This window comes from Pantoea sp. X-Soil-ISGK-355, assembly GCF_059730805.1.
Window position 1 is genome coordinate 3,002,497 of record NZ_AP035971.1, and the last position, 23,615, is coordinate 3,026,111.

Genomic DNA, 23,615 nt, shown 5'->3' on the forward strand with positions numbered 1-23,615 from the left:
TTTTCTGAGCGTATTACTTGTTGCGTAACATCGCTTCGATAAATTCTTTCCAGGTTCCCATTTCAGTGTCAATCATAATGCCCTCTCTTATTGTGCTGACAATATTACGCGCTTTTTTTAAGCAGGTGAATACGTTTACACCTGTTATACCTATCGGCAAGCCTCACAAAAACATGAATGTTGCTGATTCTGGAAGCTGACGCACATTTCAGCAACTCCTTAACCTCATTGAAAATAATTTATTTTAAGCCCAGCGGTAGACTATTTTATCAACATGGCGAAATTCTTAAGCACGCATCGATAAGCAGGATAATAATTGCCTGCGCAATTGATAGCGTTTACCCGAGGGGAAATTAAGAGACGGCATGCAGGATACCCGGCCTGATTCCCGCGCCAGCGCGGATGCCGCAACCGATTACACTATGCTAAACTCGCGCTTTGGCTGCTTTTTTCAGCTTTCTCTTCTCACAGGACAATAAGGATCGGGCAATGAGCACGCAGTGGGTGATGTTCGGGATTAAAAATTGCGACACCATAAAAAAAGCCCGGCGCTTTTTGACAGATGCAGGTATTGATTATCACTTTCACGACTACCGTGCCGATGGCCTGAGCGATGCCCTGCTGCAGGAATTTATCGATGCGCTGGGCTATGAAGCCCTGATTAACACACGCGGCACGACCTGGCGTAAACTGCCCGAGGCTGATCGTGAAGCGGTTAACGATGCCAGCAGCGCCAGGGCGCTGATGCTGGCGCATCCCGCCATGATTAAGCGTCCGCTGTTGCGCACCCCGGATGGCTCCCTGCTCGCCGGTTTCAGCGAAGCCACCTATCAGAATGCTATTCAGGAGAAGTCATAATATGTTTTGCCCGGTCATTGAGCTGACGCAGCAGCTTATTCGTCGCCCCTCTCTCAGCCCCGATGATGCCGGATGTCAGGCTCTGCTGATCGCCCGTCTTGAAGCCATTGGCTTTAAGATTGAAACGATGAACATCGACGATACCCTGAATTTCTGGGCCACCCGTGGTGAAGGTGAAACGCTGGCGTTTGCCGGTCACACCGATGTGGTGCCGCCTGGCGATGCCAGTCGCTGGATCAACCCGCCATTTGAACCGACCATCCGCGATGGCATGCTGTTTGGCCGTGGCGCGGCTGATATGAAAGGCTCGCTGGCGGCCATGGTGGTGGCCGCCGAACGTTTTGTGGCGGTGCGTCCCCATCACCGGGGCCGCCTCGCCTTTATGATTACCTCTGATGAAGAGGCCAGTGGGACCAACGGCACGGTTAAAGTGGTTGAGCGGCTGATGGCGCGTCGCGAACGCCTGGACTATTGCCTGGTCGGCGAGCCTTCCAGCACGGAAGTCGTCGGTGACGTGGTGAAGAATGGCCGGCGCGGCTCAATTACCGCCAACCTGACGGTACACGGTGTGCAGGGCCACGTCGCCTATCCGCATCTGGCGGATAATCCGGTTCACCGGGCGATGCCTGCGCTGACTGAGCTGGTCACGACGGAGTGGGATCAGGGAAATGAGTTCTTCCCGGCCACCAGCATGCAGATTGCTAATGTCCAGGCGGGCACCGGCAGCAACAATGTGATCCCCGGCGAGCTGTTTGTGCAGTTCAACTTCCGCTTCAGCACCGAACTCACCGATGAGATGATCCGTCAGCGGGTCGCAGAGTTGCTGGATCGTCATCAGCTGCGTTATACAATCGAGTGGAAACTTTCGGGTCAGCCCTTCCTGACCTCACGCGGTAAGCTGGTGGATGCCGTAGTGAAAGCTGTAGCGCACTATAATGAAATTAAGCCGCAGCTGCTGACCACGGGCGGCACCTCTGATGGCCGGTTTATAGCCCGGATGGGCGCGCAGGTGGTGGAGCTGGGGCCGGTGAATGCCACCATTCACAAAATCAATGAGTGTGTGAAAGCCTCCGACCTGCAGATGCTGAGCCGGATGTACCAGCGCATCATGGAACAACTGATCGCCTGACGGCGATGTTAAGGAGCATCAAATGGAATTTATTAAAGATTACTGGTGGATCCTGGTGATCCTGCTGATGGTTGGTGTGTTGATGAATGTTTATAAAGATCTGAAACGCATCGATCACAAAAAATTTATGGATAACAAACCTGACCTGCCACCGCATCGTGATTTCAACGATAAATGGGATGACGACGACAACTGGCCGAAGAAGAAGTAAATGAAAAAGCCCCTGCACTGCAGGGGCTTTTTTACATCATCACGATAACGTCATCGTCACCCGGTTTTGCGCCGCTTAACGCCTCATCAAAGTAGCGTTTTGGCACCGTATAGCGCAGATGATTCAGCGCCAGCTCCATGCTGCGGTGATCGATGGCATGCGCCAGATCGTCAACGATATCGAGTGTCACGTCGCCACCGCAGGCGGTCAGCCGCTGTTCCGCCTCCCGGGCATGGTGAAGCGGGATCTGTTCATCATAATCACCGTGGATCAGGTGAATCGTGGTGCGGGTAGTGGCCTTTTCCGGCAGGGTAATAAATCGGCCATTAAACACCACTGCGCGACCTGCCAGGTCCGGATGGGCTTTAACCCCTTCCAGCACCATACTGCCGCCCTGCGAAAAACCGATTAAGGCTGTCGCTTCCGGCCGCACGCCGCTCTTTTTCTGCCAGTGACGCACCGACGCAACAAACTGCGGCATTGCCGCATCAACCCGCTGCTGGATAGTCTGATCGTGCAGGTCAGTCTCGCCAAACCACTGACGAACCACGCCGGGTGAACCGACGGAAACCACCAGCGCGTCGGGAAAAGTTTTCGCAAACCAGTTGCCAATCTCACCCATTGAATCCGGGTTGTCGCCAACGCCGTGATAGAGCAGAAACAGCTGTGCGGTGGTGGCAGGCTGTTGAACGATTACATATTTCAGTGTCATGTTGACCTCCTGTGTTCACTCTACGCCGCCTGGCACAAAATGATATGGGGATAATTTGAACCAGCTGGTCGAATTATTTCAACGGCAGATGCAGCGCGTCAGCAGTAACGCCCAGGCTTTCGAGGGCTGAAGCCGCCTGCTGACGTAGCTTAGCTATCAGCGCTTTGCGGCCGCTTAAGCCCGCCTGCCGGGCCAGGTCGCTTAGCGCATCAGGTGCAGCAACCGCGGAGGCCAGCAGCGGTACGGAGACGGCACTGGACTCAACCAGGCGCTGCAATACCGGCAGGCTCGCCTCCAGTGGCCGCTGCGCCCAGGCGAAACCGATGGCCAGATGGTTATCCTGAGCGATCAATCCATCATCTGTGGTCTTATCAAACTGCAGTTCCAGCGCGATATGCTGTTGCAATCGCGGCCAGTCACGCGCCAGCTGTTCTGCTGCCCGGCGCGTCAGTGCCTCACCCGCAGCAGAACAGGGCAATATGGCCATCGCCGCGTAACAGCCGCTGCTGGCTTCGCGCTGACTGCCAATCCGCACCAGAGCAAAGCCACAGGCACGCCAGAACGCCCAGAGTGATTCAGTGTAGCCGAAGCTGACAGAGAGGTAGTCGTGATCGGCAGCCGCATTAACCGCCGCCGCAACAAGCTGCTGTCCGGTTCCCCGACGACGGCTCTCCGCCGCCACGGCAATCCGGCTGATGCGCTGCGAGCGCAGGGTTGCCGCCTCAGCCAGACCGGCGTGGGCTGCCAGCGACTGCGCAACCAGATTGCCGCGCGGTCGCCGGATGCCCGCCCAGACCGCCTGCGCCAGCTCAGGTTCAAGACCGCCCTCCTCCACCAGCCAGAGCGCGCCCTGTAACGCAGGTGCATTGCCCGCCCGCCACAGCTGCATACCTGGTGCATCCAGCAGGCGGCGCAGATCAAGCGGCGACGTGCGATAGTGCGCGCTGGTGAGCAGACGGTAAGCGGCTTCAAGCGCGCTGAAATCGTGACGTTCAACACGATGCGGTGTTACCAGAGTATCAGGCGCACTGGAGCGGGCATCGTCAAACAGCAGCGCCTGATTCAGCCACTGCTCCAGCGGATCAAAACGCGACCAGCGTAGCGGCTCATCCAGTGTGAAATAGTGAACCCCGGTAAGCCCGGCGCAGAATTTAAGGATAAAGCCGCGCCCGCTGCCTTCATAGCCCTGAACGGTGGTGGTGAGCAATATGCGGGGATAGCGGCTGACCAGCGCCTGCAGCAGCGGGGCCGGGATCGCCGCGGCTTCATCCACAATCAGCCACTCCGCCGGTGGCGGCGTCTCCTGCGCCAGCAGTGCATCAGGTGCCATAAAGTGAAAATGCTCAGCGGCAAAAGCAGCCAGCACCTCTGTTGAGGCTTTGGCCGGTGCCGTCACCAGGCAATGTCTGTTTTGCCGGGCCAGCATTCCCGCCAGCGCCGATTTACCCCGTCCACGGGCAGCGGTCAGTACGGCGATACCCGAGGGCAGCGCGATCAGCTTATCGAGGATCGCCTGCTGCTGCTGTGGTGCCTGACAGTGCCACTGCGGCCAGTCCGGCTGCGCCGGAAAACGGCAGGGCTGATGCTGCCGCTCCAGCAGCACCTGGTCATCCGCCAGGATCAGCTGTTGCAGGTGGTGAACAAAAAGAGGGGTTGAGATGGGTTCAGCGACGTCCGCCCAGCGCAGGCTGTCGCTGTCAGGCTGTTGCGGCCACGCTTGCCAGGGCGGCACCAGCAGCAGCAGCCAGCTACCGGCGGTCAGCGTACCGGCCAGCGCAGCGAAAGCCTCGGCATGAAAGCCCTGGCGTGCATCGAATATCGCATGATGGAACTCGCGTCCCAGCAGCGTGCGTACCGCGCCAGGCGGCCTGTGCAGAGCTGACTCGTCAGATGAAGCAGAAAATAGTGGCGCCGGACTCAGCGCCAGCCAGTCGCCTGGCAGCGCTCCACGCCACGCCGCAGCCCGATCTAAGCACCAGGCCGGGTCGCCGCTGATGACTGCCAGACGACGCACACCGGCCTGTTGCATAAGCTGCGTTGGGTTCATCAGTTGCTGGCGAAGGTGTTGCACTGTCCTGGATCGCCACCATCAAACCCGCGCTTAAACCAGGTGTAGCGCTGCTCAGAAGTACCGTGGGTGAAGCTGTCCGGCACGACGCGGCCCTGACCTTTCTGCTGCAGACGGTCATCGCCAATCGCCTCAGCGGCATTCAGCGCTTCCTGCAGATCGCCTGCTTCAAGAACGTTTTCCTTCTGCATATAGTGTCCCCAGACACCCGCAAAACAGTCCGCCTGCAGTTCCATTTTGACGGAGAGCTGATTCACCTGCTTCTCGCTGGCACCCTGCTGCATTTCACGCACTTTCGGCTCAATGCCCAGCAGTTTCTGGACATGATGGCCAACTTCATGCGCGACGACGTAGCCCTGGGCGAAGTCACCGCCAGCACCCAGCTTAGTTTTCATCTCGTCATAGAAAGAGAGGTCGATGTAGACGGTCTGATCGGCAGGACAGTAGAACGGTCCCATCACAGACTGTCCGGTTCCGCAGCCGGTGCGGGTTGCACCGCGATACATCACCAGCTTCGGCGCCACATACTGTTTGTTCATCTGCTGGAACAGTTTGCCCCAGGTGTCTTCCGTTGTAGCCAGGATCACTTTCGTGAATTTCGCGGCCTCGTCATCATTGGCACTGACGCTGCGCTGTTGCTGCTGGCTGGTCGGTGCGACGTCCCCCCCCGTCAGCAGTCCGGTCAGGTCATATCCGTAATAACCGGCGACTGCCACCACGATCAGCAATACGATACCGCCTTTGCCACGCGGCAGACGAATCTGGCGGCCTCCGCCACCTAAACCGGACGATTGATCGCGACGGTCCTCTACATTGTCGCTTTCGCGACGCCCTTGCCAGCGCATGCTGTATTCCCTCAGTCATTTTTCAGATGGCATGATTTTAGTTGTGTGACGGGGCAATCACCAGCTTTACCCTGAAATGAAAAAAGGAGAGCCGGGGCTCTCCTTGTTCTGTGTGCTTTCTTTCTGCGCTGCAGGCAAACTCAGTCGAGTTTCACACCAAGCCGCTGTGCCACGGCTTCATAGGCTTCAACCACGCCGCCAAGGCTCTGACGGAAACGGTCTTTGTCCATTTTATCCAGCGTCTCTTTATCCCACAGGCGTGCACCGTCTGGCGAAAACTCATCGCCCAGCGTCACTTCGCCGTTAAACAGACCAAATTCCAGTTTGAAGTCGACCAGAATCAGGCCCGCATCGTCGAACAGTTTGCTCAGCACCTCGTTGGCTTTAAAGGTCAGCTCCTGCATCCGCGCCAGGTTCTGTTTGCTGACCCAGCCAAAGGTTTCGCAGTAAGATTCGTTGACCATCGGGTCGTGTTTTGCATCATCTTTCAGGAAAAGATCAAACAGCGGCGGATTGAGCACAATGCCCTCTTCCACGCCCAGACGCTTTACCAGCGAGCCTGCGGCACGGTTACGCACCACGCACTCAACCGGCACCATCTCCAGCTTCTTCACCAGCGCTTCGGTATCGGACAGCAGCGCTTCCATCTGGGTCGGGATACCTGCTTCCTGCAATTTGGTCATAATGAAGTGGTTAAACTTGTTGTTAACCATTCCTTTGCGATCAAACTGCTCGATTCGGGCACCATCACCTGCTGACGTATCGTTGCGGAATTCGAGTATCAGCAGATCCGGGTTATCGGTGCTATATACAGTTTTCGCTTTACCGCGATACAACTCAGCTCGCTTTTGCATCTTGTTCACTCCAGACTTGAAATAACGGGTGTTCAGCGACCAGTGCCGCTGCGGCGATTGCCTTGACGCAATCGTTTACTTCGCCGCGCGCTAGTATGCCAAAAACAAAATAAAAAGGCCGGAGAATCTCCGGCCTGAGGCAACTTTATTTGTTCAGCGCCGCCTGGAACACGGCCACCAGCGCATCGTTCTGCGACTGGGTCAGCACATGCCCTTTCGGGTCGATGAATTGCAGGCTGGTGCGGTTGTCGAGATCGCCGACCTGCACTTTGTAATCACCGTTTGGTAATTCCGGATCTTTTGCACCCACTGAATCCCAGTCGCTGCTGCCCGGTGACTTGTAAGTCACCTTCATACTGCCGGTTGAGCGGGTGGTATCGGTCACTTCCATTCCAACGCGTTTCATCGCATCTGGTAAACGCTGCCATGCCACATTGTATGGCGTACGCAGAATCAGCATGGGCAGACCGGTGTCATCTGCGCCGCTCTGCACATCAATAGCACCACTTACCCGACCTGATGCCGCGTTTTCACTGGCGGTATCAATTTTGTCCAGACCGCTGCTGATTTCATTCATCATCTGCGCGGTGTAACGCTGGATCTGCACAGGCGACGTAATGGTTTTACCATCCTGCTGCAGCTCCAGCAGGCGCACGGTAAGCTGCTGCTGATAGCTCTGCGACTGCACGCTGATCTGATAGCGGCCACGATACTGCTGATCTTCATCAGCACGGTTCCACTGCACCCAGTCGGTCGTCAGCTGCTGACCGGCATCGTTACGTGAAGCAATCGGGAATTTGTTTGACTCAACGACGTTAACGACCCGTGACCAGACTGAACCGCGGCTGTTGTCGATCATCAGCGCACCGGTATTGTTGCTGAACTGCGCGCGGGTCCCGTTCATCAGCGCCAGCGGCTGGGCTGGCGGACGGATGTCGAGCTGCTTGCCGGTTGGTGCCTGGCTGCTGGTGCGCGGCACATCATAGTCACCACGCTGAACCGGCAGGATCATACCGGCTGGTGCTTTCAGTTCACTTAACTGGCTGGCTTCAAGATAAGATTCGTCACCGCTGACCTGGCGCTTATAACGCTGATCGCTTGAACAGGCCGACAACAGCATCAGAGTAGAAAGCCCGACTACTGTGGCTACTGTTGACCGCTTTACTGAGTAATTCATTCAAACTCCCTAAATTATCGCAAACCCGCTTTCACCAGCGCCTGCTCCACTTTCGGCTGGCCGGCTGCAGTCAGTGGCGTCATTGGCAGACGCAGCGTGTCGTTAGCGATTAATCCTAGCTGTTTCGCAGCCCATTTCACCGGGATAGGATTGGGTTCACAGAAAAGCGTCTGGTGCAGGTGCATCAGACGCTGATTCAGGCGGCGTGCCTCAACGAAATTGCCCTGCTGTGCGAGTTGACACAGCTCGACCATCTCACGTGCAGCCACATTTGCGGTCACCGAAATGACGCCTTTGCCGCCCAGTTGCATAAAGTCCAGCGCAGTCGCGTCATCGCCACTCACCAGAATAAAGTCTTCATTAACCAGCTCTTGGATCTGACTAACCCGCGATAAGTTCCCGGTTGCCTCTTTGATTCCGATAATATTTTTAATTTCGGCCAGGCGGGCAACGGTTTCCGGCAGCATGTCACAACCGGTACGCGAGGGAACGTTATACAGCATCTGCGGCAGGCTGGTGCTATTCGCAATCGCTTTAAAGTGCTGGAACAGCCCTTCCTGCGTCGGACGATTGTAATAAGGCGTCACGGTCAGGCAACCCACTACGCCGGAATTTTCAAAACGCTTCGTCAGAGAGATGCCTTCAGCGGTGGCATTTGCACCGGTTCCGGCAATCACCGGAATACGGCCATCGGCCAGTTCCAGGGTCAGCATCACCACATCACCATGTTCTTCATGGCTCAGGGTTGCAGATTCGCCTGTGGTGCCGACGGAAACGATCGCCGCGGTGCCGCTGGCGACGTGATAATCAATCAGTTTTTTCAGACTCAACCGGCAGACATTACCGCTGTCATCCATTGGCGTAACGAGTGCAACAATACTTCCCGTAAACATTGGCGATCCCCTCGACAAACAAGTGCTTCATGGTACGTTTTACACTTAGGGAAAAGCAAGCAAGCCACGCCATTCCCGCGCTTGTCAGCAGTTTTTTTTATGTTTACCTTATGGTTATTAGCGAAAGCAGAGGAAAAGCCATTTTGCCGCAATCTCAGCCCCATCATCTGGTGATCACCGCGCTCGGTGTTGACCGGCCGGGTATCGTCAATACGATTACCCGACACGTCAGCAGCTGCGGTTGCAATATTGAAGATAGCCGTCTTGCCATGCTTGGGGATGAGTTCACCTTTATCATGCTGCTGTCGGGCAGCTGGAACGCAATTACGCTGATTGAATCGACGCTGCCGCTGAAAGGCGCAGAGCTGGAGCTGCTTATCGTCATGAAGCGCACCAACGCCGGGGTTCGTCCGCCGATGCCCGATACCGCGTTCATTCAGGTGGAAGTGGCCGACTCGCCGCATATTATTGAACGCTTTACCGATCTTATTGATAAGCATCAGATGAATGTGGCCGAACTGGTGTCGCGTATCACACCCGCGCAACACAATTTGCCACCAACGCTCTATATTCAAATGACCGCCCACAGTCCGACACGAACCAGTGGCACCACTTTTGAGCAGGCTTTTAATACCCTGTGTCAGGAGCTGAATGCGCAGGGAACGCTGCGTCTCTACAGTGTGTCTGACGCCGACAGCAGCGAATCTGTCAGCGCGGTACGCTAAGCTTTAGTTAATAAACCGGAGCTATTTCTCCACATGCCTGACGCGTGATCGGCTATGTGGTGAAATACCCCCTGATGGTAATGTTCCCTCTGGTCGTTTCGGCCCGGATGGTGTATTACCCACAGCCTGAATAAGAAAATGGAGAGATGTGATGAATCCACTGAAAGCCGGAGATACTGCACCTGCATTTAGCCTGCCCGACCAGGACGGCGAACACGTGAATCTGACCGACTTCCAGGGACAGCGCGTTCTGGTGTACTTCTACCCGAAAGCGATGACGCCAGGCTGTACCGTGCAGGCGTGCGGTCTGCGTGACAACATGGATGAGTTGAAAAAAGCGGGCGTGGAAGTCCTGGGTATCAGCACTGACAAACCGGAAAAACTGTCAAAGTTTGTCGAAAAAGAGCTGCTGAACTTCACACTGCTGTCAGATGAAAATCATGAAGTCTGCCAGGCGTTTGGCGTCTGGGGTGAAAAAACCTTTATGGGGAAAACCTATGACGGCATTCATCGCATCAGCTTCCTGATTGACGCTGAAGGCAGGATTGAGAAAGTGTTTGATAACTTTAAGACCTCGAATCACCACGACATGGTGCTGGATTACGTTAAGTCAGCCTGATGTTGAGGGGCGCGGTAGCCCGACCACCGCGCCCTGCTTATCTTCTTTCCTTTCACGCTTCCCTGCCGTAAAAAAATATCCGCTATTTGTGTGATTAAGCTGCGGCTACGATAACGCAGTTTCGCCCGGCATTTTTCGCCGCGTAGAGCGCCGCATCCGCCTGTTTCAGACTCGTTTCCAGCCCGGTATCCTGGGTGCCATTCCACGCCGCAACGCCAATAGACAAGGTAATTCGTCCTACATCCGTAAGCCAGGCTTCGGCAATACCCAGCCGTACGCGCTCTGCGATGATCTGTGCCTCATCCAGGGCCGTGCCCGGCAGCAGCATCAGAAACTCCTCTCCGCCGTTGCGACACACCACATCAGACTGACGGGCGCTGGCACGCAGCGTGCTCGCCACCTGTTGAATCACCCGGTCACCGACATCATGACCCCAGCTGTCGTTGACGTTTTTGAAGTGGTCGATATCCAGAGCCAGCACCGAGAAAGGCTGGCGCAGCGTACGGTAATACTCCAGCACCGCGTTCAGACCACGGCGATTGAGCAACTGGGTCAGCGGATCGGTCTGCGCTTCCGAGCTAAGACGGCCAATCTTGTCCTGCACCAGACTAATACCAGTGAGCAGTGCACGTTTGACCTGAGCCGCCTCAAAATACCAGGCGGTGATGCCACCAATCTCTTTTGATACCCCCTGCGCATCCATCCGGCTGGCTTTGCGGGCCAGTTGGAAGAGTGGTCGGGCTATCAGCCGCGCCAGAACCACGGCTACCAGCAGAGTCAGCAGCGCAAACGGCACCGAGTTTGTCAGGACTTTTATTAACAGGCCCGACAGCGGATCCAGCGTGACGTTAATCGGCTTGAGCGCCACCACCGTCCAGCCGGTAGTCGGCACGATCGCAAAGCCCGCCAGCTGAGCTGACTCACCCGGACCGGCAAGCATCAGCGAGCCATTGGTCTGCTCATCGCGTGGACTGACGATGGCCGGCAGCGTTTTACCCACCAGTTGCCGGTTCGGGTGATACAACACTTCATTATTGCTGTCGAGCACATAGACCGTAGTGCCATCCCGGTAAAACTGCTCACCCAGCAGCGCATTCAGAATGCTTTTTTTCTTCAGATAGATGGTGCCGCCGATGTAGCCCAGATAGTCGCCATCGGCACTCCAGACAGGCCAGGAGACAAACACCAGCAAATTGTTGGCGGCAGAAAGGGTGGGTTTACTGATGCCTGGCTGGCGCAGGGTCAGCGCTTCCCGTGAGGCGTCGCTGGTCAGGTGCATGCCTTTCAGGGGCAACGACTCAGGCGAAATCGCTTTGATCACGCCCTGCGCATCCACTATCGCCACTGAGTTGAAACTGCTGGTCTGCTCGCGCAGGCGGCTGACTTCGCTTTCCAGCAGCGCCTCATTATTAAAGTCGCGGCTGAGCTGATTTGCGCTGTAGTGCAGCTGTGACTGCGCCAGCTGAAAGAAAATCTCACTGGTTGAGGCCAGCTTGGCGGCATAGGCCCGGTTGGCCTCAAGCGTGGTGTCAATCAGCACCTGGCGCTGAACCCGCCAGGTGGCATAAAGCGTATTCGCGAGCGTGATAACAATGCTGACAATCACCAGCAGGGCGATCAGATTGCGCAAATCGGCCTTGGGCCGAAAGAGCTTTAGCATGGCGTCGCCGCCCTGGAGATAAATGTCATGTCGTCAATGCCTGATTATTTTTTTAATGTGTGCCAGAAGCCCTGATATCCGGGTTTAAGTCTACACGGTGTCGGCATTTTTGAGCAGCATTAAGACAAATTTCACGCCTGAGAATCCAGGTTTGACTGGCACTAATCGATTAATCCCTGACTATCGTAAAAAGGCCAGGGTCCCGAAAAGCGGCCAATCGCACACTGATGCGTGACCAGTCCCTGGCCGGGTTGCCAGCAATGAAGCAAAAAGCCGGGCGGCTCCAGAATAAAGTGAGCCGGCCCTCTGGGATGCAGATCCAGCGCCACCTGATGCGATACGCCCGGCGCAACACAGGCCAGCGTGCCGGCAAAGCGGGTCTGCAGACTGCGATGCAGATGACCGCATAACACCCGCTCAACCTGCGGATGGCGGGCAATGATCGCCTCAAGGGCCTCCGGATGACGTAACCGTTGCCGGTCCATATGGGCAATGCCGCAGGCAAAAGGAGGATGATGCAGCATCACCAGCGTGGGCTGTTCGGCAGCCGCGCTCAGTGCCTGATCCAGCCATTGCAACTGGTGTTCGTCCAGCTCACCCCATGGCTGTTGCGGCACGCTGGAGTCCAGCGCCAGCAGCCTGACGCCGCCGACGCAAAGCTGCCAGTTCAGGGTGGGTCCCGCCTGCAGATAGGTGTGATCCGGGAAAGCAGCACGCAGCGCCTCGCGGTCGTCGTGATTGCCCGCCATCAGGTAAAATGGCAATCGCAGGCGTTGCAAAGCTTCCCGCAGTGTCTGGTACTCTTCAGGCCTGCCAAAATCGACCAGGTCGCCGGTCATCACCACCACATCTGGCCGCGGCTGCAGCGCATTAAGGGTGTCGATCACCTGCAACAATGCCGCATGGGTATCGACCTGTTTGTACGAGAGGCGGCCATTGGCCTTGATATGCAGATCGCTGATTTGGGCGATCACTGTGGGTTGAACTGACACAACAGACTCCTTAGCAACTGAATTCCAGCGCGGCCTGACTGGTCAGCGACCAGCTGATGCGCTGCCCGGCCTGCCAGATTTCGCGCGCATGACGTTCTACCTGAATGGGGCTATCCAGCCCGATATCGATCAGTAAGCGCTGCGAAGCGCCGAGAAACGTGCTGCCCACCACTACGCCGCGCTGCGGATAACGCGTGTCGTCGGCCAGCAGTACATCTTCCGGGCGGCAAAAACGCAGGGGCTGACCCGTGGGATCGTGCGCAATGCAGTTAATGGCCCCCACAAAATCGGCCACAAAGCGCGAAGCCGGGCGCTGATAAATGCCCTGCGGCGTATCGAGCTGCACCAGGCGGCCCTGCTCCATCACCGCGATGCGATCGCCCAGCGCCATCGCCTCCTGCTGATCGTGCGTGACGTAAACGGCGGTGATCGCCAGCCGTTTGAGCAGCGCACCGATCTCCAGCCGCAGTCGATCGCGTAGCCTGGCATCAAGCGCCGCCAGCGGCTCATCAAACAGCAGCACTTTAGGCCGGGCGGCCAGCGCGCGAGCCAGGGCCACACGCTGCTTCTGCCCGCCGGACAACTTATCAATCGCGCGATGTGCCAGAGGGGTCAGATCAACCAGCGCCAGCATCTCTGCCACCCGCGCCTCACGCTCAGCACGCGGCACGCCCTGCACCTTCAGGCCATAGGCGACGTTCTGCGCCACGTTGAGCGTCGGGAACAGCGCGTAGTTCTGGAACACCATGCCGACATTGCGTTTCTCAATCGGTAGCGCGGTGACGTTACGCTTATCAAACCAGATCTCACCCGGTGGATCGCTGCTTTCCAGACCGCTGATGATACGCAGCAGCGTGGTTTTACCGCAGCCCGACGGCCCCAGCAGCACCAGCGTTTCACCGGCGTGAACCCGCAAATCGAGCGGATGCAGCGCGACCTGCTGATTGAAGCGACGCGAGCAGTGGCGCAGCGTCACGTTGATAGCCTCTTTCATAAGGTTTCCTCTCTCTGCTGCCGCGCTGATTGCCGTTCCAGCCAGTGATTACAGGCGTTGAGCAACAGCAGCAGCGGTAAAATCATCATGATAAAAATCAGGGTGTAGGCGGATCCAACTTCCAGCCGCATCGAGGTGTAGCTGTCGGCCAGCCCGACCGGCAGGGTTTTGGTCAGGGGCGTGTGCAGCATCCATGTGATATTGAACTCCCCTACCGACAGCGTGATCACCATAAACGCGCCCGCCAGAATGCCGTTGCGACAGTTCGGGACGATCACGGTAAAAAAGCGACGCCAGAAACCCGCCCCCAGGCTGGCGGCGGCCTCTTCCAGACGCGGCAGATCAATCGCCTGCATTACCGACAGCACCGGTCGGATCATAAAGGGCAGTGTAAAGAGCACATGGCCGATCAGGATGAAGAGCCAGCTGTCGCGCAACGCGCTGAACTGACCATAAAGCAGAATGATCCCCAGCGCGGTAGCCAGGCCCGGCAACGCGACCGGCAGCATCAGACACTCTTCGATGCGTGAGGCCCAGCGCGACGGTGACTTCAGTAAGCCCCAGGCGGCGGGTACACCCACGATGACCGTCACCGCCAGACAGCTCAGCGCAATCAGCAGCGACAGCCAGAAGGTGTCGGCATACATCTGCCACACCAGTTCCACCCACTTCAGCGTCAGGCCGCTGCGCAGACCCGCGAAATAGTTCTGCGTGACGCCCGCCAGCATTGAGAGCACGATCGGCACGATCATAAACAGCGCGGTGAGGCTGGTGATCGCCACCTGCAGCCAGAACAGAGCCCGGCGCTTCATGATGAACGCTCCCTGCGACGGGCAAGCCCATTAGCCAGCATCAGCGCCAGCCAGGCCACCGCGCCCATCACCACCGAGAGCGCCGCTGCGGTGGCAAAGTTGGCGTAATTGGTGAACTCGCCGTAAATAGTCAGCGGCAGCACCGCCAGCTCTGTGCCCAGGGTAAATGCGGTACCAAACGCCCCCATGCTGGTGGCGAAACAGAGCGCGCCACAGGAGAACAGCGCCGGTTTCAGCCCTGGCATGATGACGTCGACGATGATGCGCCACTGGCTGGCCCCCAGCGAACGGGCGGCCTCTTCCAGTGAACAGTCCAGCTTTTCACTGGCCGCCACCAGCGTCACGATGGCGCGCGGCAGCGAAAAATAGAGATAGCCAATAAATAAGCCACTGAGCGAATAGGCGAAAACCCAGCGCTCATGAAACAGGCTGAGGCTGAGTTGCGCCAGAACACCCTGACGCCCCGCCAGCATCACCATCAGAAATCCCACCACCACGCCCGGAAAGGCCAGCGGAAAGGTCAGCAGCGCCAGCAGCATGCCGCGCCCGGTAAAGCGCTGGCGTGCCAGAAAGCAGCCCACCACCGCAGCAATCAGCAGCGTCACCAGTGTAACCGCCGCCGAGAGCAGCACGGTATTCAGCAGGCTTTGCAGATACTGCGGCTGGCTGATTACCGTCCAGTAGCCGCTGTGGTGAGTCGTGCGATCCTCCGTCATACCGATCTGTAACAGACGAGCAAACGGCAATAGCCAGAAGGCAGTAAAGAACAGCAGCGCAGGCAGCAGCATCCACGGCCAGTTTGCCCCCAGCGGCCGAAGGCGGTGGCGAACTGAGTCGCCAGCAGCAAACGGATTGATTTCTGAGAGTGACATCAGCGGATCTCGCTCAGATAGCGGGCGGAGAAGCCTTTCTGCGCATCGGCCATCTGCTGATAATCGACCGTATGGGCACGCGCATAATCGCTGTCAGGCAGGAAATATTTCTTCGCCTCGGCTGACATCGCCCCAGCCCGCACCGGACGCAGCCAGGCATTGGCCCAGATCGCCTGACCGGCATCTGACAGCACGAAATCAATCACTTTCTTACCGTTTGCCGGATGCGGCGCGTTCTTCACCAGGCTGATAACGTACGGCACCGTAACCGTTCCCTCGCTCGGGATGACAAACCCGACGTTGGCGTGATCTTTGTAGCGGGCGCGATAGGCGTTGAAGTCATAATCGATCAGAATCGGGATTTCGCCTGAAATCAGTCGCGCATAGGCGGTCTGCTTAGGCACAATCGGCTGGTTGCGCTGCAGCGCCTTAAACCAGTTAATCGCCGGGGTGAAGTCATGCAGGCTGCCGCCTTTGGCCTGATTGACTGCTACGGCCGCGACGTAGCCCACAAAAGCACTGGCCGGATCCAGATATCCCACCATACCTTTATATTCCGGCTTCAGCAGATCATCCCAGGAACGCGGCACCGGCACGCCACCCAGCGCATCAACATTGACCATAAACCCCACGGTGCCGGAGTGCAGCGCCACCCACCTGCCATTCGGATCCTTCATGCCTGCCGGGATCTGATCCCAGTTAGCGGGTTTGTAAGCGCTGACCACGTCGGCACTAACAGCCTGAATACCAAAGCTGACGCCGTAATAGACCACGTCGGCGACCGGATTGTTTTTCTCCGCCACCAGCTGCGCCAGCGCCTGCCCCGAATTTTTATTATCCTGCGGCACATGAATGCCGGTCGCTTTTTCAATCGCCTGGAGCTGCGTGGCCCAGTCGGCCCACTCTGGCGGGCAGTTGTAGCAGATAGCATTTTCCGCCGCCTGCGCCCACGAACTGGTTAGCGAGCAACCGGCAAGCAGCGCAGCACTGACGATCTGTTTGATATTAACGGTGAGTGACATGATGTTTCCCTGAAGAAGAGCCATGAAATGCCGGGGCGATACTCTCCCCGAGCCGTAAATGATGGGCCAACAAGGGGATCTTACCGGCCGGATTCAGAAGCAGATCGATGGCGCGCGTGCCCATCAGCGCAATCGGCTGAACCACGCTGGCCAGTGACGGTGAAAGCTGTTCACCCAGCTCAATGCCGTCGAAGCCGATGACTGACAATTGATTCGGTACGCTGACACCGGCACGCGCAGCAGCCCCCAGCAGGCTGATAGCCAGCAGATCGTTACTGCAAATCACTGCAGTCAGCGGCGAAGGGGCATTCATCAATGGCAGCAGCCGCCGGAAGTCGGACTGAATATGGCTGGGCATCTCAATCATTGCCCGCGGCGTCAGACCCGCCTGCTGCATGGCTTCGCAGTAGCCGAGGTAGCGCAGACGCGCACGGTCAGATTGCTGCATCGGGCCAGCGGCCATCACGATGTGGCGGTGGCCGAGCGAGATAAGATGGGCGGTCGCTTCCGTCATCGCTTTACGATTGTCGACGCACAGTGCGGGCCAGTCGTGCTGTTGCGGCACGTTGTGGGTCAGTACGAAAGGCATTTTCGCGGTCGCCAGCGTCGTCAGCAGCGCACTGCGGTCGGCGTCTGCCACGGTCAGTACCAGACCGGCGACACGCTGGTGCAGCATATGTTCGACAATAGCCGCTTCCCGCTCAGGCTGATAATCACTGGTTGCCACCAGCAGCGCATACCCAGCCTGCCGGGCCTGCTGCTCCATCGCCTGCAATTGCAGGGCAAAAACCGGATTGAGCAGTGAAGGCAGCAGAACGCCAAGCGTGGTGGAGTGTTGGGTACGGAGCTGACGGGCAATATGATTCGGGCGAAAGCCCATCTGCTCTGAGGCGGCAAGCACCTTTTGCAGCGTGCCAGGTTTGAGCAGATGGGGATCAGAAAAGGCGCGCGCCGCGGTTGCGCGGGAAACCCCTGCCAGTCTGGCTACGCTGATTAAATCGGTCATGACTGCCTCGTTTATCGTCAATGAGATCGATCTCATTGCGATGTAAACTAGCGGCGTTATATGACAGGCGTATCACAGGAATCTGACTGGCAGGTGACAGCGGCAGTGACGCCGCTGCTGGAGAATTAAAGCATCAGGAAGGCGTAACCGCTGTTTTCCAGGGTGGCAACGGTGGTGCCGCTGGAGATGGTGTGGGTGACCATCGGGTCGATCCAGTTGCGATCAAGCTGATGAAACGCCACGGACTGGTCGCAGATCGTGACCTGAACGCCCGCTTTTTTCAGTTCGCTGATCAGCTTCAGGTTTGGGTTATCCACGCCGTAGGCTTTGCTGAACTGGTCATTATTCAGCGCTGACGACACCGCGTCGCCGTTGATCGACACCACAAATTTCAGCTGGTCGAGTGGCACACCCGCTGCATAATAGAGGTTGGTGACACGCGCTACACGCTCCAGGCCCAGATTCGGCTTACGAATATCGCCATCATTATGGTTAATCTGGAAAACAATTTTATTACTCAGACCCGCTGTGGTGCCGGGTTTAAATGCCGGCGTATCGACATAATGTATTTTGCCGTAGCCATCAATCGCAGGCGTACTCCAGAAATCAGCGGGCTCAGGTTTATTATCTGCCATTTTGCCGCTGACCTTATCGAATAATTCCGGCAACTGTAAAACATTGCCGCCAATAAATCCTGCTACGGCTGCCATCACTACTAACGCTGCTGGACGCATTAACTCTTCTCCCGGTCGTTTAAAACATCAATTACATTGCCAGCCACGCGTACCCCTGGTTTTGCAGGGTGGATACCGTGGTCGGACTGGAAAGCGCATGGACGACTGATTTATCAATCCAGTTATTCGGATAGTGATGGAATGCCACGGACTGATCGCAGACCGAGACTTTCACTCCCGCCTGATTCAGCTCATTAATCAGCTTCAGGTTTGGATTTTCGATGCCGTAAAACTGTTTGAAATGGGCGTTATCCAGCATGGCAGGTGTCGCGTTACCCGTAACCGAAACCACAAACTTCAGCTGGTCAGCCGGAATGCCGGAGGCGATATAGAGATTGACCACGCGCGCCACACGTTCCAGTCCCAGATTCGGTGCGGTCATCGCGCCGTCGCTTCGGGTAATCTGGAAAACAATTTTGTTGCTCAGGCCCGCTACCGGTTTAAACGCGGCATCAGGCTCGTAATGAATTTTGCCATAACCTTCAATCGCCGGGGTGCTCCAGAATCCAGGGGCTTCCTGTGGCTCGGTTGCAAAATGACGTGTCACTTTGTCGTAAATATCGCCACTCTGTGTGACAGCCGCGCCAACGACGCCGCCAATAATGGCGATTAACGCGTATGAAACAACTGAACGCATAACACTTCTCTCCGGCAAATAATGTCTGTCAGATTCAGGACTGAATCAGGTCGGCTATCTATACCACAGCGCGGGTTTAATTCTCGCTTCTGTAAATTCAGGTCAACGCGCTATTGATAACCGCTGAAATTATTCACAGAGAGAATTAATTGAAGATTTTCATCATGCAGAAAAAAGTGTCTTAGCAGCAGTGGATCTGACTATCAGGGATTTAATCTCTGCCTGTTGAGTTGACGCGAAAAAATAAAATCCAGGCTTAGCTGGAATCAGGAAGAGGGGGGCAGACGAATCGATTTAATTTATCAATGGCGAAAAGACATTTTGCGGCTCAGCGTGGGCTATTTTTTCAGAGTAGACCTGGAAAAACACGTGCCATATTCAGTTTTTCTGATTGAATTTACATAACTTTAAAAAAAGAACGATTACTGTTCCGGATGTCTGTCAGCGGATTCTGCTCTATTCCGGCGAAGCGCGACGGGAATGAACAGATAATTGGCAACTTACCTGCTCAGGATCCCGGTAAAACCTCGCCGGATTTACCTCGTTTAACTGCGGTTTAAGTTGGCAGGATGTTCAGTTTTTTTCGTCAAAATCTGCGATTTTGCACAAATTACATCAGGCGATGACCAGAAAACGACATTTCTTTCTTTTGATGCTCTGGTTAAGATAGTCACAAACCGCCGTTATCTGCGAAAAATGGAACATTCCCGCTGTGCACCTGTCCATTTTCAGGGCCTCTCTACAGGATTAAGGCATGTTGAACCGGTTAAAGAAAACGCTAATCGCCGCGCTCCTCCCGACGCTCATTTTCACCACTCTGACACCGGCCCACGCTGATGTCAGTGATTCACTTCCCGATATTGGCACAACGGCCGGTTCGACCCTGTCGATTAATCAGGAACTGCAGATGGGCGACTTTTATGTGCGCCAGCTGCGTGCCAGTGCGCCGCTGATCAACGATCCGCTGCTTAATCAGTACATTAATCAGCTGGGGCAGCGGCTGGTCTCGCACGCCGACGCCGTAAAAACCCCGTTCCACTTCTTTCTGATCCAGAATGATGAGCTCAACGCCTTTGCCTTCTTCGGTGGCAACGTGGTGCTGCATTCTGCGCTGTTCCGCTTTACCGAAAATGAAAGTCAGCTGGCATCAGTGATGGCGCATGAAATTTCACATGTCACCCAGCGCCATCTGGCGCGTGCCATGGAAGATCAGAAGCGCAATGCGCCGCTGACCTGGGTCGGAGCGCTGGGTTCGATTCTGCTGGCGATGGCCAGTCCGCAGGCGGGCATGGCAGCGCTGACCGGCACCCTGGCGGGTACGCAGCAGGGAATTATCAGCTTTACGCAGGGCAATGAGCAGGAGGCGGACCGCATCGGCATTCAGGTGCTGCAGCGCGCCGGTTTCGATCCCCAGGCGATGCCAAATTTTCTGCAGAAGCTGGCCGATCAGAGCCGCTTCTCCTCGAAGCCACCTGAAATTCTGCTGACCCACCCCCTGCCCGACAGCCGTCTGGCGGATGCCCGCAACCGTGCTAACCAGATGCGCCCCGTCGTCGTTCAGTCTACTGAAGATTTTTACCTGGCGAAGGTGCGTGCGCTGGGGATGTACGCCACCGGGCGTAATCAGCTCACTGACGAACTGCTGAGTCAGTATGCCAGCGGTAATGCCCGCGAGCAGCTGGCGTCACAATATGGCAAGGCTATACAGTTTTTACAGGCGAAGAGCTATGCCGATGCGAAGCGGATTATGACGCCACTGCTGGCGAAACAGCCCAATAACGTCTGGTTCCTGGATATCATGTCAGATATCGACATCGGCCTGAACCAGCCACAACAGGCGATCGCCCTGCTCACCGCCGCCACTGGTGCCAAAAACAGTCCGGTGGTGCAGCTCAACCTGGCGAATGCCTATGTTGAAGCGAAGCAGTATGCCAGTGCCAGTCGTATTCTGAACCGCTATACCTGGGCCAATAAAGATGATCCTAACGGCTGGGATTTACTGGCACAGGCTTCTGCCCAGCAGGGACTGAATGATGAAGAGTTGTCGGCACGGGCAGAGAGCCTGGCGCTGAATGGCCAGCTTGATCAGGCAATCACCGCGTTAGGCAGCGCCAGCGCACAGGTGCCGCTCGGCAGCCTGAAACAGGCGCGCTACGATGCCCGTATCGATCAGCTTCGTCAGTTGCAGCAGCGTTTTAAGCAATATCAGAAAGGCTGAGAAACGACGTTGCTGACATGCCAAAAATAAAAGGAGAGTCTGAAATGGTGACGATTTACCACAACCCGCGCTGCAGCAAGAGCCGCGAAACGCTGGCGCTGCTGAACGCGCGCGGGATTGAGCCGGAAGTGGTGCTCTATCTGCAGACGCCACCCGATCGCTAGACGCTGCAAATTCTGCTACAGAAACTGGGGATGCAGAGCGCACGAGAGTTGATGCGTACCAAAGAGGCGATCTACAGCGAGGTGGCACTCGGCGACAAAAACGAAAGTGCGCTGCTGAATGCGCTGGTGGGAAATCCGGTGCTGATTGAAAGACCGATTGTGATCAATGGCGATAAGGCGCGGATTGGACGTCCGCCAGAAGCGGTGCTCGACATTCTTTAAAGGCCGAGCGTCTCTTTAACGAAGGGAATCGTGAGCTTACGCTGTGCGCTGATCGAGGCGCGATCAAGCCGATCCAGCGTATCAAACAGCGTGCGCATTTCCCGATCCAGTCGCTTCAGCAGGAAGCGACCCACATCTTCCGGCAGCTCAAAACCACGTAACCCGGCACGCAGTTGCAGCGCCTGCAGTTTGTCTTCGTCGGAGAGCGGCTGCAGGCGATAGATCTGTCCCCAGTCCAGCCGCGAGGCGAGATCGGGCAGCTGCAGATTCAGCTGGCGTGGCGGACGATCGCCGGTAATAAACAGGCGCGTATTGCCGGTTTCCAGAATGCGGTTATAGAGATCGAAGATCGCCATCTCCCACTCCGGTTCGCCTGCAATGCACTCAATGTTATCGATGCAGACCAGTGACAGCTGCTCCATCCCTTCCAGTACTTCCGGAACAAACCAGGTGCGTTTATCCAGCGGAACGTAGCCGACCGCTTCGCTGCGCGCGGACATTTCAGCGCACGCGGCGTGCAGCAGATGGCTCCGCCCGCCGCCTTCGCGTGACCAGAAGTAGAGATAGCTGCCATGTTGTTGATTGAGAGCGCCTTTGAGTGCGGCAATCAGCGACGGGTTTTCCCCCGGCCAGAAGCTGGAAAAGGTTTCATCGTCGGGTAAATAGAGTGGCAATGACAATTGTGCCGGCGTGTTCAGAAGCACCTCAGCAAGAGAACAAGCAAAAAATCGGGGGAAGTCTAACACAGTTTTCAGAAAGAGATGAATGGGGCGTCCCTGCCCCGATCCTGTCAGGCGCGCTGCGATCAATGCTCGCGTGGTTCCTCAGCCTCCAGCACCACTTCTTCCGGACGTAACAGCGAGATCACACGGAAGATCAGCGCCAGGCCGACACCCACGATCGTCGCCAGTGCCATGCCTTTTAGCTCTGCTGCGCCGATATGCACCTTCGCTCCGCTGACGCCGATGATCAGGATCACCGAGGTCAGGATCAGGTTCTGCGCTTTGTTGTAATCGACTTTGGATTCGATCAACACGCGGATACCGGATGCGCCAATCACGCCATAGAGCAGCAGCGACACGCCGCCCATGACCGGAACCGGAATCGCCTGGATCATCGCCGCCAGTTTGCCGACGCAGGAGAGCAGAATCGCCAGAATCGCCGCGCCGCCAATCACCCAGGTGCTATAGACGCGGGTAATCGCCATCACCCCGATGTTTTCACCGTAGGTGGTATTTGGCGTCGAACCAAAGAAGCCTGAAATAACGGTGGATAAGCCGTTGGCGAACATCGAACGATGCAGGCCAGGGTCGCGAATCAAATCTTTCTTCACGATGTTGGCGGTGACAACCAGATGACCGATATGCTCGGCAATCACGACCAGCGCCGCGGGCAGAATCGTCAGCATCGCCACCCACTCAAAGCGCGGTGTATAGAAGGTTGGCAGGGCAAACCAGGGGGCTTTGATCACGCCACTCCAGTCAACGATGCCCATAAAGGCAGAGAGCAGATACCCCGCCACGACGCCGACCAGAATCGGGATGATTGCCAGGAAACCGCGGAACAGCACTGAACCGAATACCGTTACCGCCAGCGTGACCAGCGAAATCAGCACGGTTTTGCTGTCGGGCGCACTGCCTTCAGCGGGCAGCAGGCCAGCCATATTGGCGGCGACACCCGCCAGCTCCAGACCAATGACGGCCACAATCGCGCCCATGGCCGCCGGGGGGAACATCACGTCGAGCCAGCCGGTACCCGCGCGTTTCACAATCAGCGCCACGAGACAGAACAGCACGCCGCACAGGATAAATCCGCCCAGCGCGACCTCATAACCCAGTGGCAACAGCAGCAGCACCGGCGAGATAAAGGCAAAACTGGAACCAAGATAGGCGGGAATTTTGCCTTTACAGATAAAGAGATAAATCAGTGTGCCGACGCCGTTAAACAACAGCACCGTCGCCGGGTTAATGTGGAACAGAATCGGCACCAGTACCGTGGCACCAAACATGGCAAACAGGTGTTGCAGGCTGAGTGGAATGGTTTGCAGTAACGGCGGCCGTTCACTGACGCCAATGGCGCGACGAGTCATCATTTATCCCCTTATGTTTTTTATCCCCGGGGTTTCGCGCCTCTGGCACAGCAGCAGTGATGCCGATGCGCCTTGCGGCAGACCGAATTCATTCGGGGAGTT

At 56.6% G+C, this 23,615-nt stretch carries 24 protein-coding genes and 1 pseudogene; 7 read left to right on the forward strand and 18 right to left on the reverse strand.

Translation table 11 applies throughout. The features are described from left to right. Positions 1–13 precede the first annotated feature (13 nt). Positions 14–76 carry a protein YpfM gene (gene ypfM / locus AC6I8J_RS13750; RefSeq protein ID WP_376747919.1) on the reverse strand — a complete coding sequence of 21 codons (63 nt, stop codon included), beginning with the start codon at positions 74–76 and terminating at the stop codon, positions 14–16. Positions 77–489: 413 nt separating this feature from the next. Between ypfM and AC6I8J_RS13755 the strand changes: the two genes are divergently transcribed. From AC6I8J_RS13755 to AC6I8J_RS13765, 3 genes are read left to right on the forward strand one after another with little or no spacing between them, the layout of a single operon-like run. After that, positions 490–858 carry an ArsC family reductase gene (locus tag AC6I8J_RS13755; RefSeq protein ID WP_161736417.1) on the forward strand — a complete coding sequence of 123 codons (369 nt, stop codon included), beginning with the start codon at positions 490–492 and terminating at the stop codon, positions 856–858. A 1-nt stretch (position 859) separates the two neighbouring features. Continuing rightward, positions 860–1,987, forward strand: a complete 1,128-nt coding sequence (dapE, locus tag AC6I8J_RS13760; RefSeq protein ID WP_497825480.1) for a succinyl-diaminopimelate desuccinylase — start codon at positions 860–862, stop codon at positions 1,985–1,987. Between the two features lie 22 nt (positions 1,988–2,009). Continuing rightward, positions 2,010–2,198 (forward strand): YpfN family protein, encoded by a 189-nt coding sequence (locus AC6I8J_RS13765; RefSeq protein ID WP_003848800.1) that lies wholly within the window; start codon positions 2,010–2,012, stop codon positions 2,196–2,198. A gap of 31 nt (positions 2,199–2,229) precedes the next feature. On the opposite strand, the gene ypfH is transcribed toward AC6I8J_RS13765, so the two are convergent. The 6 genes from ypfH to dapA all read right to left on the reverse strand — a co-directional run bounded on the left by ypfH (position 2,230) and on the right by dapA (position 8,747). After that, positions 2,230–2,910: an esterase gene (gene ypfH / locus AC6I8J_RS13770; protein WP_161736415.1), complete on the reverse strand. Its 681-nt coding sequence runs from the start codon at positions 2,908–2,910 to the stop codon at positions 2,230–2,232. A 73-nt stretch (positions 2,911–2,983) separates the two neighbouring features. After that, on the reverse strand, positions 2,984–4,957 hold the full coding sequence (locus tag AC6I8J_RS13775; RefSeq protein ID WP_497825645.1) for a tRNA(Met) cytidine acetyltransferase TmcA: 1,974 nt from the start codon (positions 4,955–4,957) through the stop codon (positions 2,984–2,986). After that, positions 4,957–5,823, reverse strand: coding sequence for a KPN_02809 family neutral zinc metallopeptidase (gene ypfJ / locus AC6I8J_RS13780; protein WP_161736414.1), 867 nt, complete (start codon positions 5,821–5,823; stop codon positions 4,957–4,959). The genes AC6I8J_RS13775 and ypfJ overlap by 1 nt, the downstream gene beginning before the upstream one ends. A gap of 140 nt (positions 5,824–5,963) precedes the next feature. Then, positions 5,964–6,677, reverse strand: a complete 714-nt coding sequence (gene purC, locus AC6I8J_RS13785) for a phosphoribosylaminoimidazolesuccinocarboxamide synthase (RefSeq protein ID WP_010260002.1) — start codon at positions 6,675–6,677, stop codon at positions 5,964–5,966. A gap of 145 nt (positions 6,678–6,822) precedes the next feature. Beyond that, positions 6,823–7,854: an outer membrane protein assembly factor BamC gene (gene bamC / locus AC6I8J_RS13790; RefSeq protein WP_253419606.1), complete on the reverse strand. Its 1,032-nt coding sequence runs from the start codon at positions 7,852–7,854 to the stop codon at positions 6,823–6,825. 14 nt (positions 7,855–7,868) lie between these two features. Further along, on the reverse strand, positions 7,869–8,747 hold the full coding sequence (dapA, locus tag AC6I8J_RS13795) for a 4-hydroxy-tetrahydrodipicolinate synthase (protein ID WP_161736412.1): 879 nt from the start codon (positions 8,745–8,747) through the stop codon (positions 7,869–7,871). 143 nt (positions 8,748–8,890) lie between these two features. Here dapA and AC6I8J_RS13800 point away from each other — a divergent pair, with 143 nt between their 5' ends. Together AC6I8J_RS13800 and bcp are read left to right on the forward strand one after the other, a co-directional pair. Continuing rightward, positions 8,891–9,472: a glycine cleavage system transcriptional repressor gene (locus tag AC6I8J_RS13800; protein ID WP_150012539.1), complete on the forward strand. Its 582-nt coding sequence runs from the start codon at positions 8,891–8,893 to the stop codon at positions 9,470–9,472. 151 nt (positions 9,473–9,623) lie between these two features. Next, positions 9,624–10,091 carry a thioredoxin-dependent thiol peroxidase gene (gene bcp / locus AC6I8J_RS13805; protein ID WP_010260016.1) on the forward strand — a complete coding sequence of 156 codons (468 nt, stop codon included), beginning with the start codon at positions 9,624–9,626 and terminating at the stop codon, positions 10,089–10,091. Positions 10,092–10,185: 94 nt separating this feature from the next. On the opposite strand, the gene AC6I8J_RS13810 is transcribed toward bcp, so the two are convergent. The 9 genes from AC6I8J_RS13810 to AC6I8J_RS13850 all read right to left on the reverse strand — a co-directional run bounded on the left by AC6I8J_RS13810 (position 10,186) and on the right by AC6I8J_RS13850 (position 18,820). Next, on the reverse strand, positions 10,186–11,751 hold the full coding sequence (locus AC6I8J_RS13810) for a sensor domain-containing diguanylate cyclase (RefSeq protein WP_161736411.1): 1,566 nt from the start codon (positions 11,749–11,751) through the stop codon (positions 10,186–10,188). Positions 11,752–11,912: 161 nt separating this feature from the next. After that, positions 11,913–12,743, reverse strand: a complete 831-nt coding sequence (locus AC6I8J_RS13815) for a phosphodiesterase (protein WP_260059561.1) — start codon at positions 12,741–12,743, stop codon at positions 11,913–11,915. A gap of 10 nt (positions 12,744–12,753) precedes the next feature. Continuing rightward, the gene (locus tag AC6I8J_RS13820) at positions 12,754–13,737 is read right to left on the reverse strand and encodes an ABC transporter ATP-binding protein (RefSeq protein WP_161736926.1); all 984 of its coding nucleotides are present in this window, start codon (positions 13,735–13,737) and stop codon (positions 12,754–12,756) included. Next, the gene (locus AC6I8J_RS13825) at positions 13,734–14,549 is read right to left on the reverse strand and encodes an ABC transporter permease (protein WP_497825481.1); all 816 of its coding nucleotides are present in this window, start codon (positions 14,547–14,549) and stop codon (positions 13,734–13,736) included. Before AC6I8J_RS13825 ends, AC6I8J_RS13820 begins: the two co-directional genes overlap by 4 nt. Then, on the reverse strand, positions 14,546–15,421 hold the full coding sequence (locus AC6I8J_RS13830) for an ABC transporter permease (RefSeq protein ID WP_253419612.1): 876 nt from the start codon (positions 15,419–15,421) through the stop codon (positions 14,546–14,548). The genes AC6I8J_RS13825 and AC6I8J_RS13830 overlap by 4 nt, the downstream gene beginning before the upstream one ends. Then, the gene (locus AC6I8J_RS13835; RefSeq protein WP_161736929.1) at positions 15,421–16,443 is read right to left on the reverse strand and encodes an ABC transporter substrate-binding protein; all 1,023 of its coding nucleotides are present in this window, start codon (positions 16,441–16,443) and stop codon (positions 15,421–15,423) included. Before AC6I8J_RS13835 ends, AC6I8J_RS13830 begins: the two co-directional genes overlap by 1 nt. Next, the gene (locus AC6I8J_RS13840; protein ID WP_497825482.1) at positions 16,427–17,449 is read right to left on the reverse strand and encodes a LacI family DNA-binding transcriptional regulator; all 1,023 of its coding nucleotides are present in this window, start codon (positions 17,447–17,449) and stop codon (positions 16,427–16,429) included. Before AC6I8J_RS13840 ends, AC6I8J_RS13835 begins: the two co-directional genes overlap by 17 nt. A gap of 125 nt (positions 17,450–17,574) precedes the next feature. After that, complete coding sequence (locus tag AC6I8J_RS13845) at positions 17,575–18,183, reverse strand: DsrE family protein (protein ID WP_161736931.1); 609 nt, start codon at positions 18,181–18,183, stop codon at positions 17,575–17,577. A gap of 31 nt (positions 18,184–18,214) precedes the next feature. Next, positions 18,215–18,820, reverse strand: coding sequence for a DsrE family protein (locus tag AC6I8J_RS13850; RefSeq protein WP_497825483.1), 606 nt, complete (start codon positions 18,818–18,820; stop codon positions 18,215–18,217). A 754-nt stretch (positions 18,821–19,574) separates the two neighbouring features. Here AC6I8J_RS13850 and bepA point away from each other — a divergent pair. Together bepA and arsC are read left to right on the forward strand one after the other, a co-directional pair. Next, the gene (gene bepA / locus AC6I8J_RS13855) at positions 19,575–21,038 is read left to right on the forward strand and encodes a beta-barrel assembly-enhancing protease (RefSeq protein ID WP_150012547.1); all 1,464 of its coding nucleotides are present in this window, start codon (positions 19,575–19,577) and stop codon (positions 21,036–21,038) included. Between the two features lie 44 nt (positions 21,039–21,082). Beyond that, positions 21,083–21,424: pseudogene (arsC, locus tag AC6I8J_RS13860) on the forward strand (arsenate reductase (glutaredoxin)). Here arsC and hda read toward each other — a convergent pair. Continuing rightward, positions 21,421–22,122 carry a DnaA inactivator Hda gene (hda, locus tag AC6I8J_RS13865; RefSeq protein ID WP_195719715.1) on the reverse strand — a complete coding sequence of 234 codons (702 nt, stop codon included), beginning with the start codon at positions 22,120–22,122 and terminating at the stop codon, positions 21,421–21,423. The pseudogene arsC and the gene hda overlap by 4 nt on opposite strands. A 107-nt stretch (positions 22,123–22,229) precedes the next feature. Next, positions 22,230–23,513 (reverse strand): uracil permease, encoded by a 1,284-nt coding sequence (gene uraA / locus AC6I8J_RS13870; protein WP_497825646.1) that lies wholly within the window; start codon positions 23,511–23,513, stop codon positions 22,230–22,232. Positions 23,514–23,615 lie beyond the last annotated feature (102 nt).

Coding starts and splice junctions, on each gene's coding strand:
- AC6I8J_RS13825 (WP_497825481.1), bottom strand. CDS start 14,549: ATGAAGCGCCGGGCTCTGTTCTGGCTGCAGGTGGCGATCACCAGCCTC.
- AC6I8J_RS13810 (WP_161736411.1), bottom strand. CDS start 11,751: ATGCTAAAGCTCTTTCGGCCCAAGGCCGATTTGCGCAATCTGATCGCC.
- AC6I8J_RS13830 (WP_253419612.1), bottom strand. CDS start 15,421: ATGTCACTCTCAGAAATCAATCCGTTTGCTGCTGGCGACTCAGTTCGC.
- AC6I8J_RS13765 (WP_003848800.1), top strand. CDS start 2,010: ATGGAATTTATTAAAGATTACTGGTGGATCCTGGTGATCCTGCTGATG.
- bcp (WP_010260016.1), top strand. CDS start 9,624: ATGAATCCACTGAAAGCCGGAGATACTGCACCTGCATTTAGCCTGCCC.
- AC6I8J_RS13755 (WP_161736417.1), top strand. CDS start 490: ATGAGCACGCAGTGGGTGATGTTCGGGATTAAAAATTGCGACACCATA.
- uraA (WP_497825646.1), bottom strand. CDS start 23,513: ATGACTCGTCGCGCCATTGGCGTCAGTGAACGGCCGCCGTTACTGCAA.
- purC (WP_010260002.1), bottom strand. CDS start 6,677: ATGCAAAAGCGAGCTGAGTTGTATCGCGGTAAAGCGAAAACTGTATAT.
- dapA (WP_161736412.1), bottom strand. CDS start 8,747: ATGTTTACGGGAAGTATTGTTGCACTCGTTACGCCAATGGATGACAGC.
- bamC (WP_253419606.1), bottom strand. CDS start 7,854: ATGAATTACTCAGTAAAGCGGTCAACAGTAGCCACAGTAGTCGGGCTT.
- AC6I8J_RS13835 (WP_161736929.1), bottom strand. CDS start 16,443: ATGTCACTCACCGTTAATATCAAACAGATCGTCAGTGCTGCGCTGCTT.
- AC6I8J_RS13820 (WP_161736926.1), bottom strand. CDS start 13,737: ATGAAAGAGGCTATCAACGTGACGCTGCGCCACTGCTCGCGTCGCTTC.
- AC6I8J_RS13840 (WP_497825482.1), bottom strand. CDS start 17,449: ATGACCGATTTAATCAGCGTAGCCAGACTGGCAGGGGTTTCCCGCGCA.
- ypfH (WP_161736415.1), bottom strand. CDS start 2,910: ATGACACTGAAATATGTAATCGTTCAACAGCCTGCCACCACCGCACAG.
- dapE (WP_497825480.1), top strand. CDS start 860: ATGTTTTGCCCGGTCATTGAGCTGACGCAGCAGCTTATTCGTCGCCCC.
- ypfJ (WP_161736414.1), bottom strand. CDS start 5,823: ATGCGCTGGCAAGGGCGTCGCGAAAGCGACAATGTAGAGGACCGTCGC.
- bepA (WP_150012547.1), top strand. CDS start 19,575: ATGTTGAACCGGTTAAAGAAAACGCTAATCGCCGCGCTCCTCCCGACG.
- AC6I8J_RS13845 (WP_161736931.1), bottom strand. CDS start 18,183: ATGCGTCCAGCAGCGTTAGTAGTGATGGCAGCCGTAGCAGGATTTATT.
- AC6I8J_RS13850 (WP_497825483.1), bottom strand. CDS start 18,820: ATGCGTTCAGTTGTTTCATACGCGTTAATCGCCATTATTGGCGGCGTC.
- AC6I8J_RS13775 (WP_497825645.1), bottom strand. CDS start 4,957: ATGAACCCAACGCAGCTTATGCAACAGGCCGGTGTGCGTCGTCTGGCA.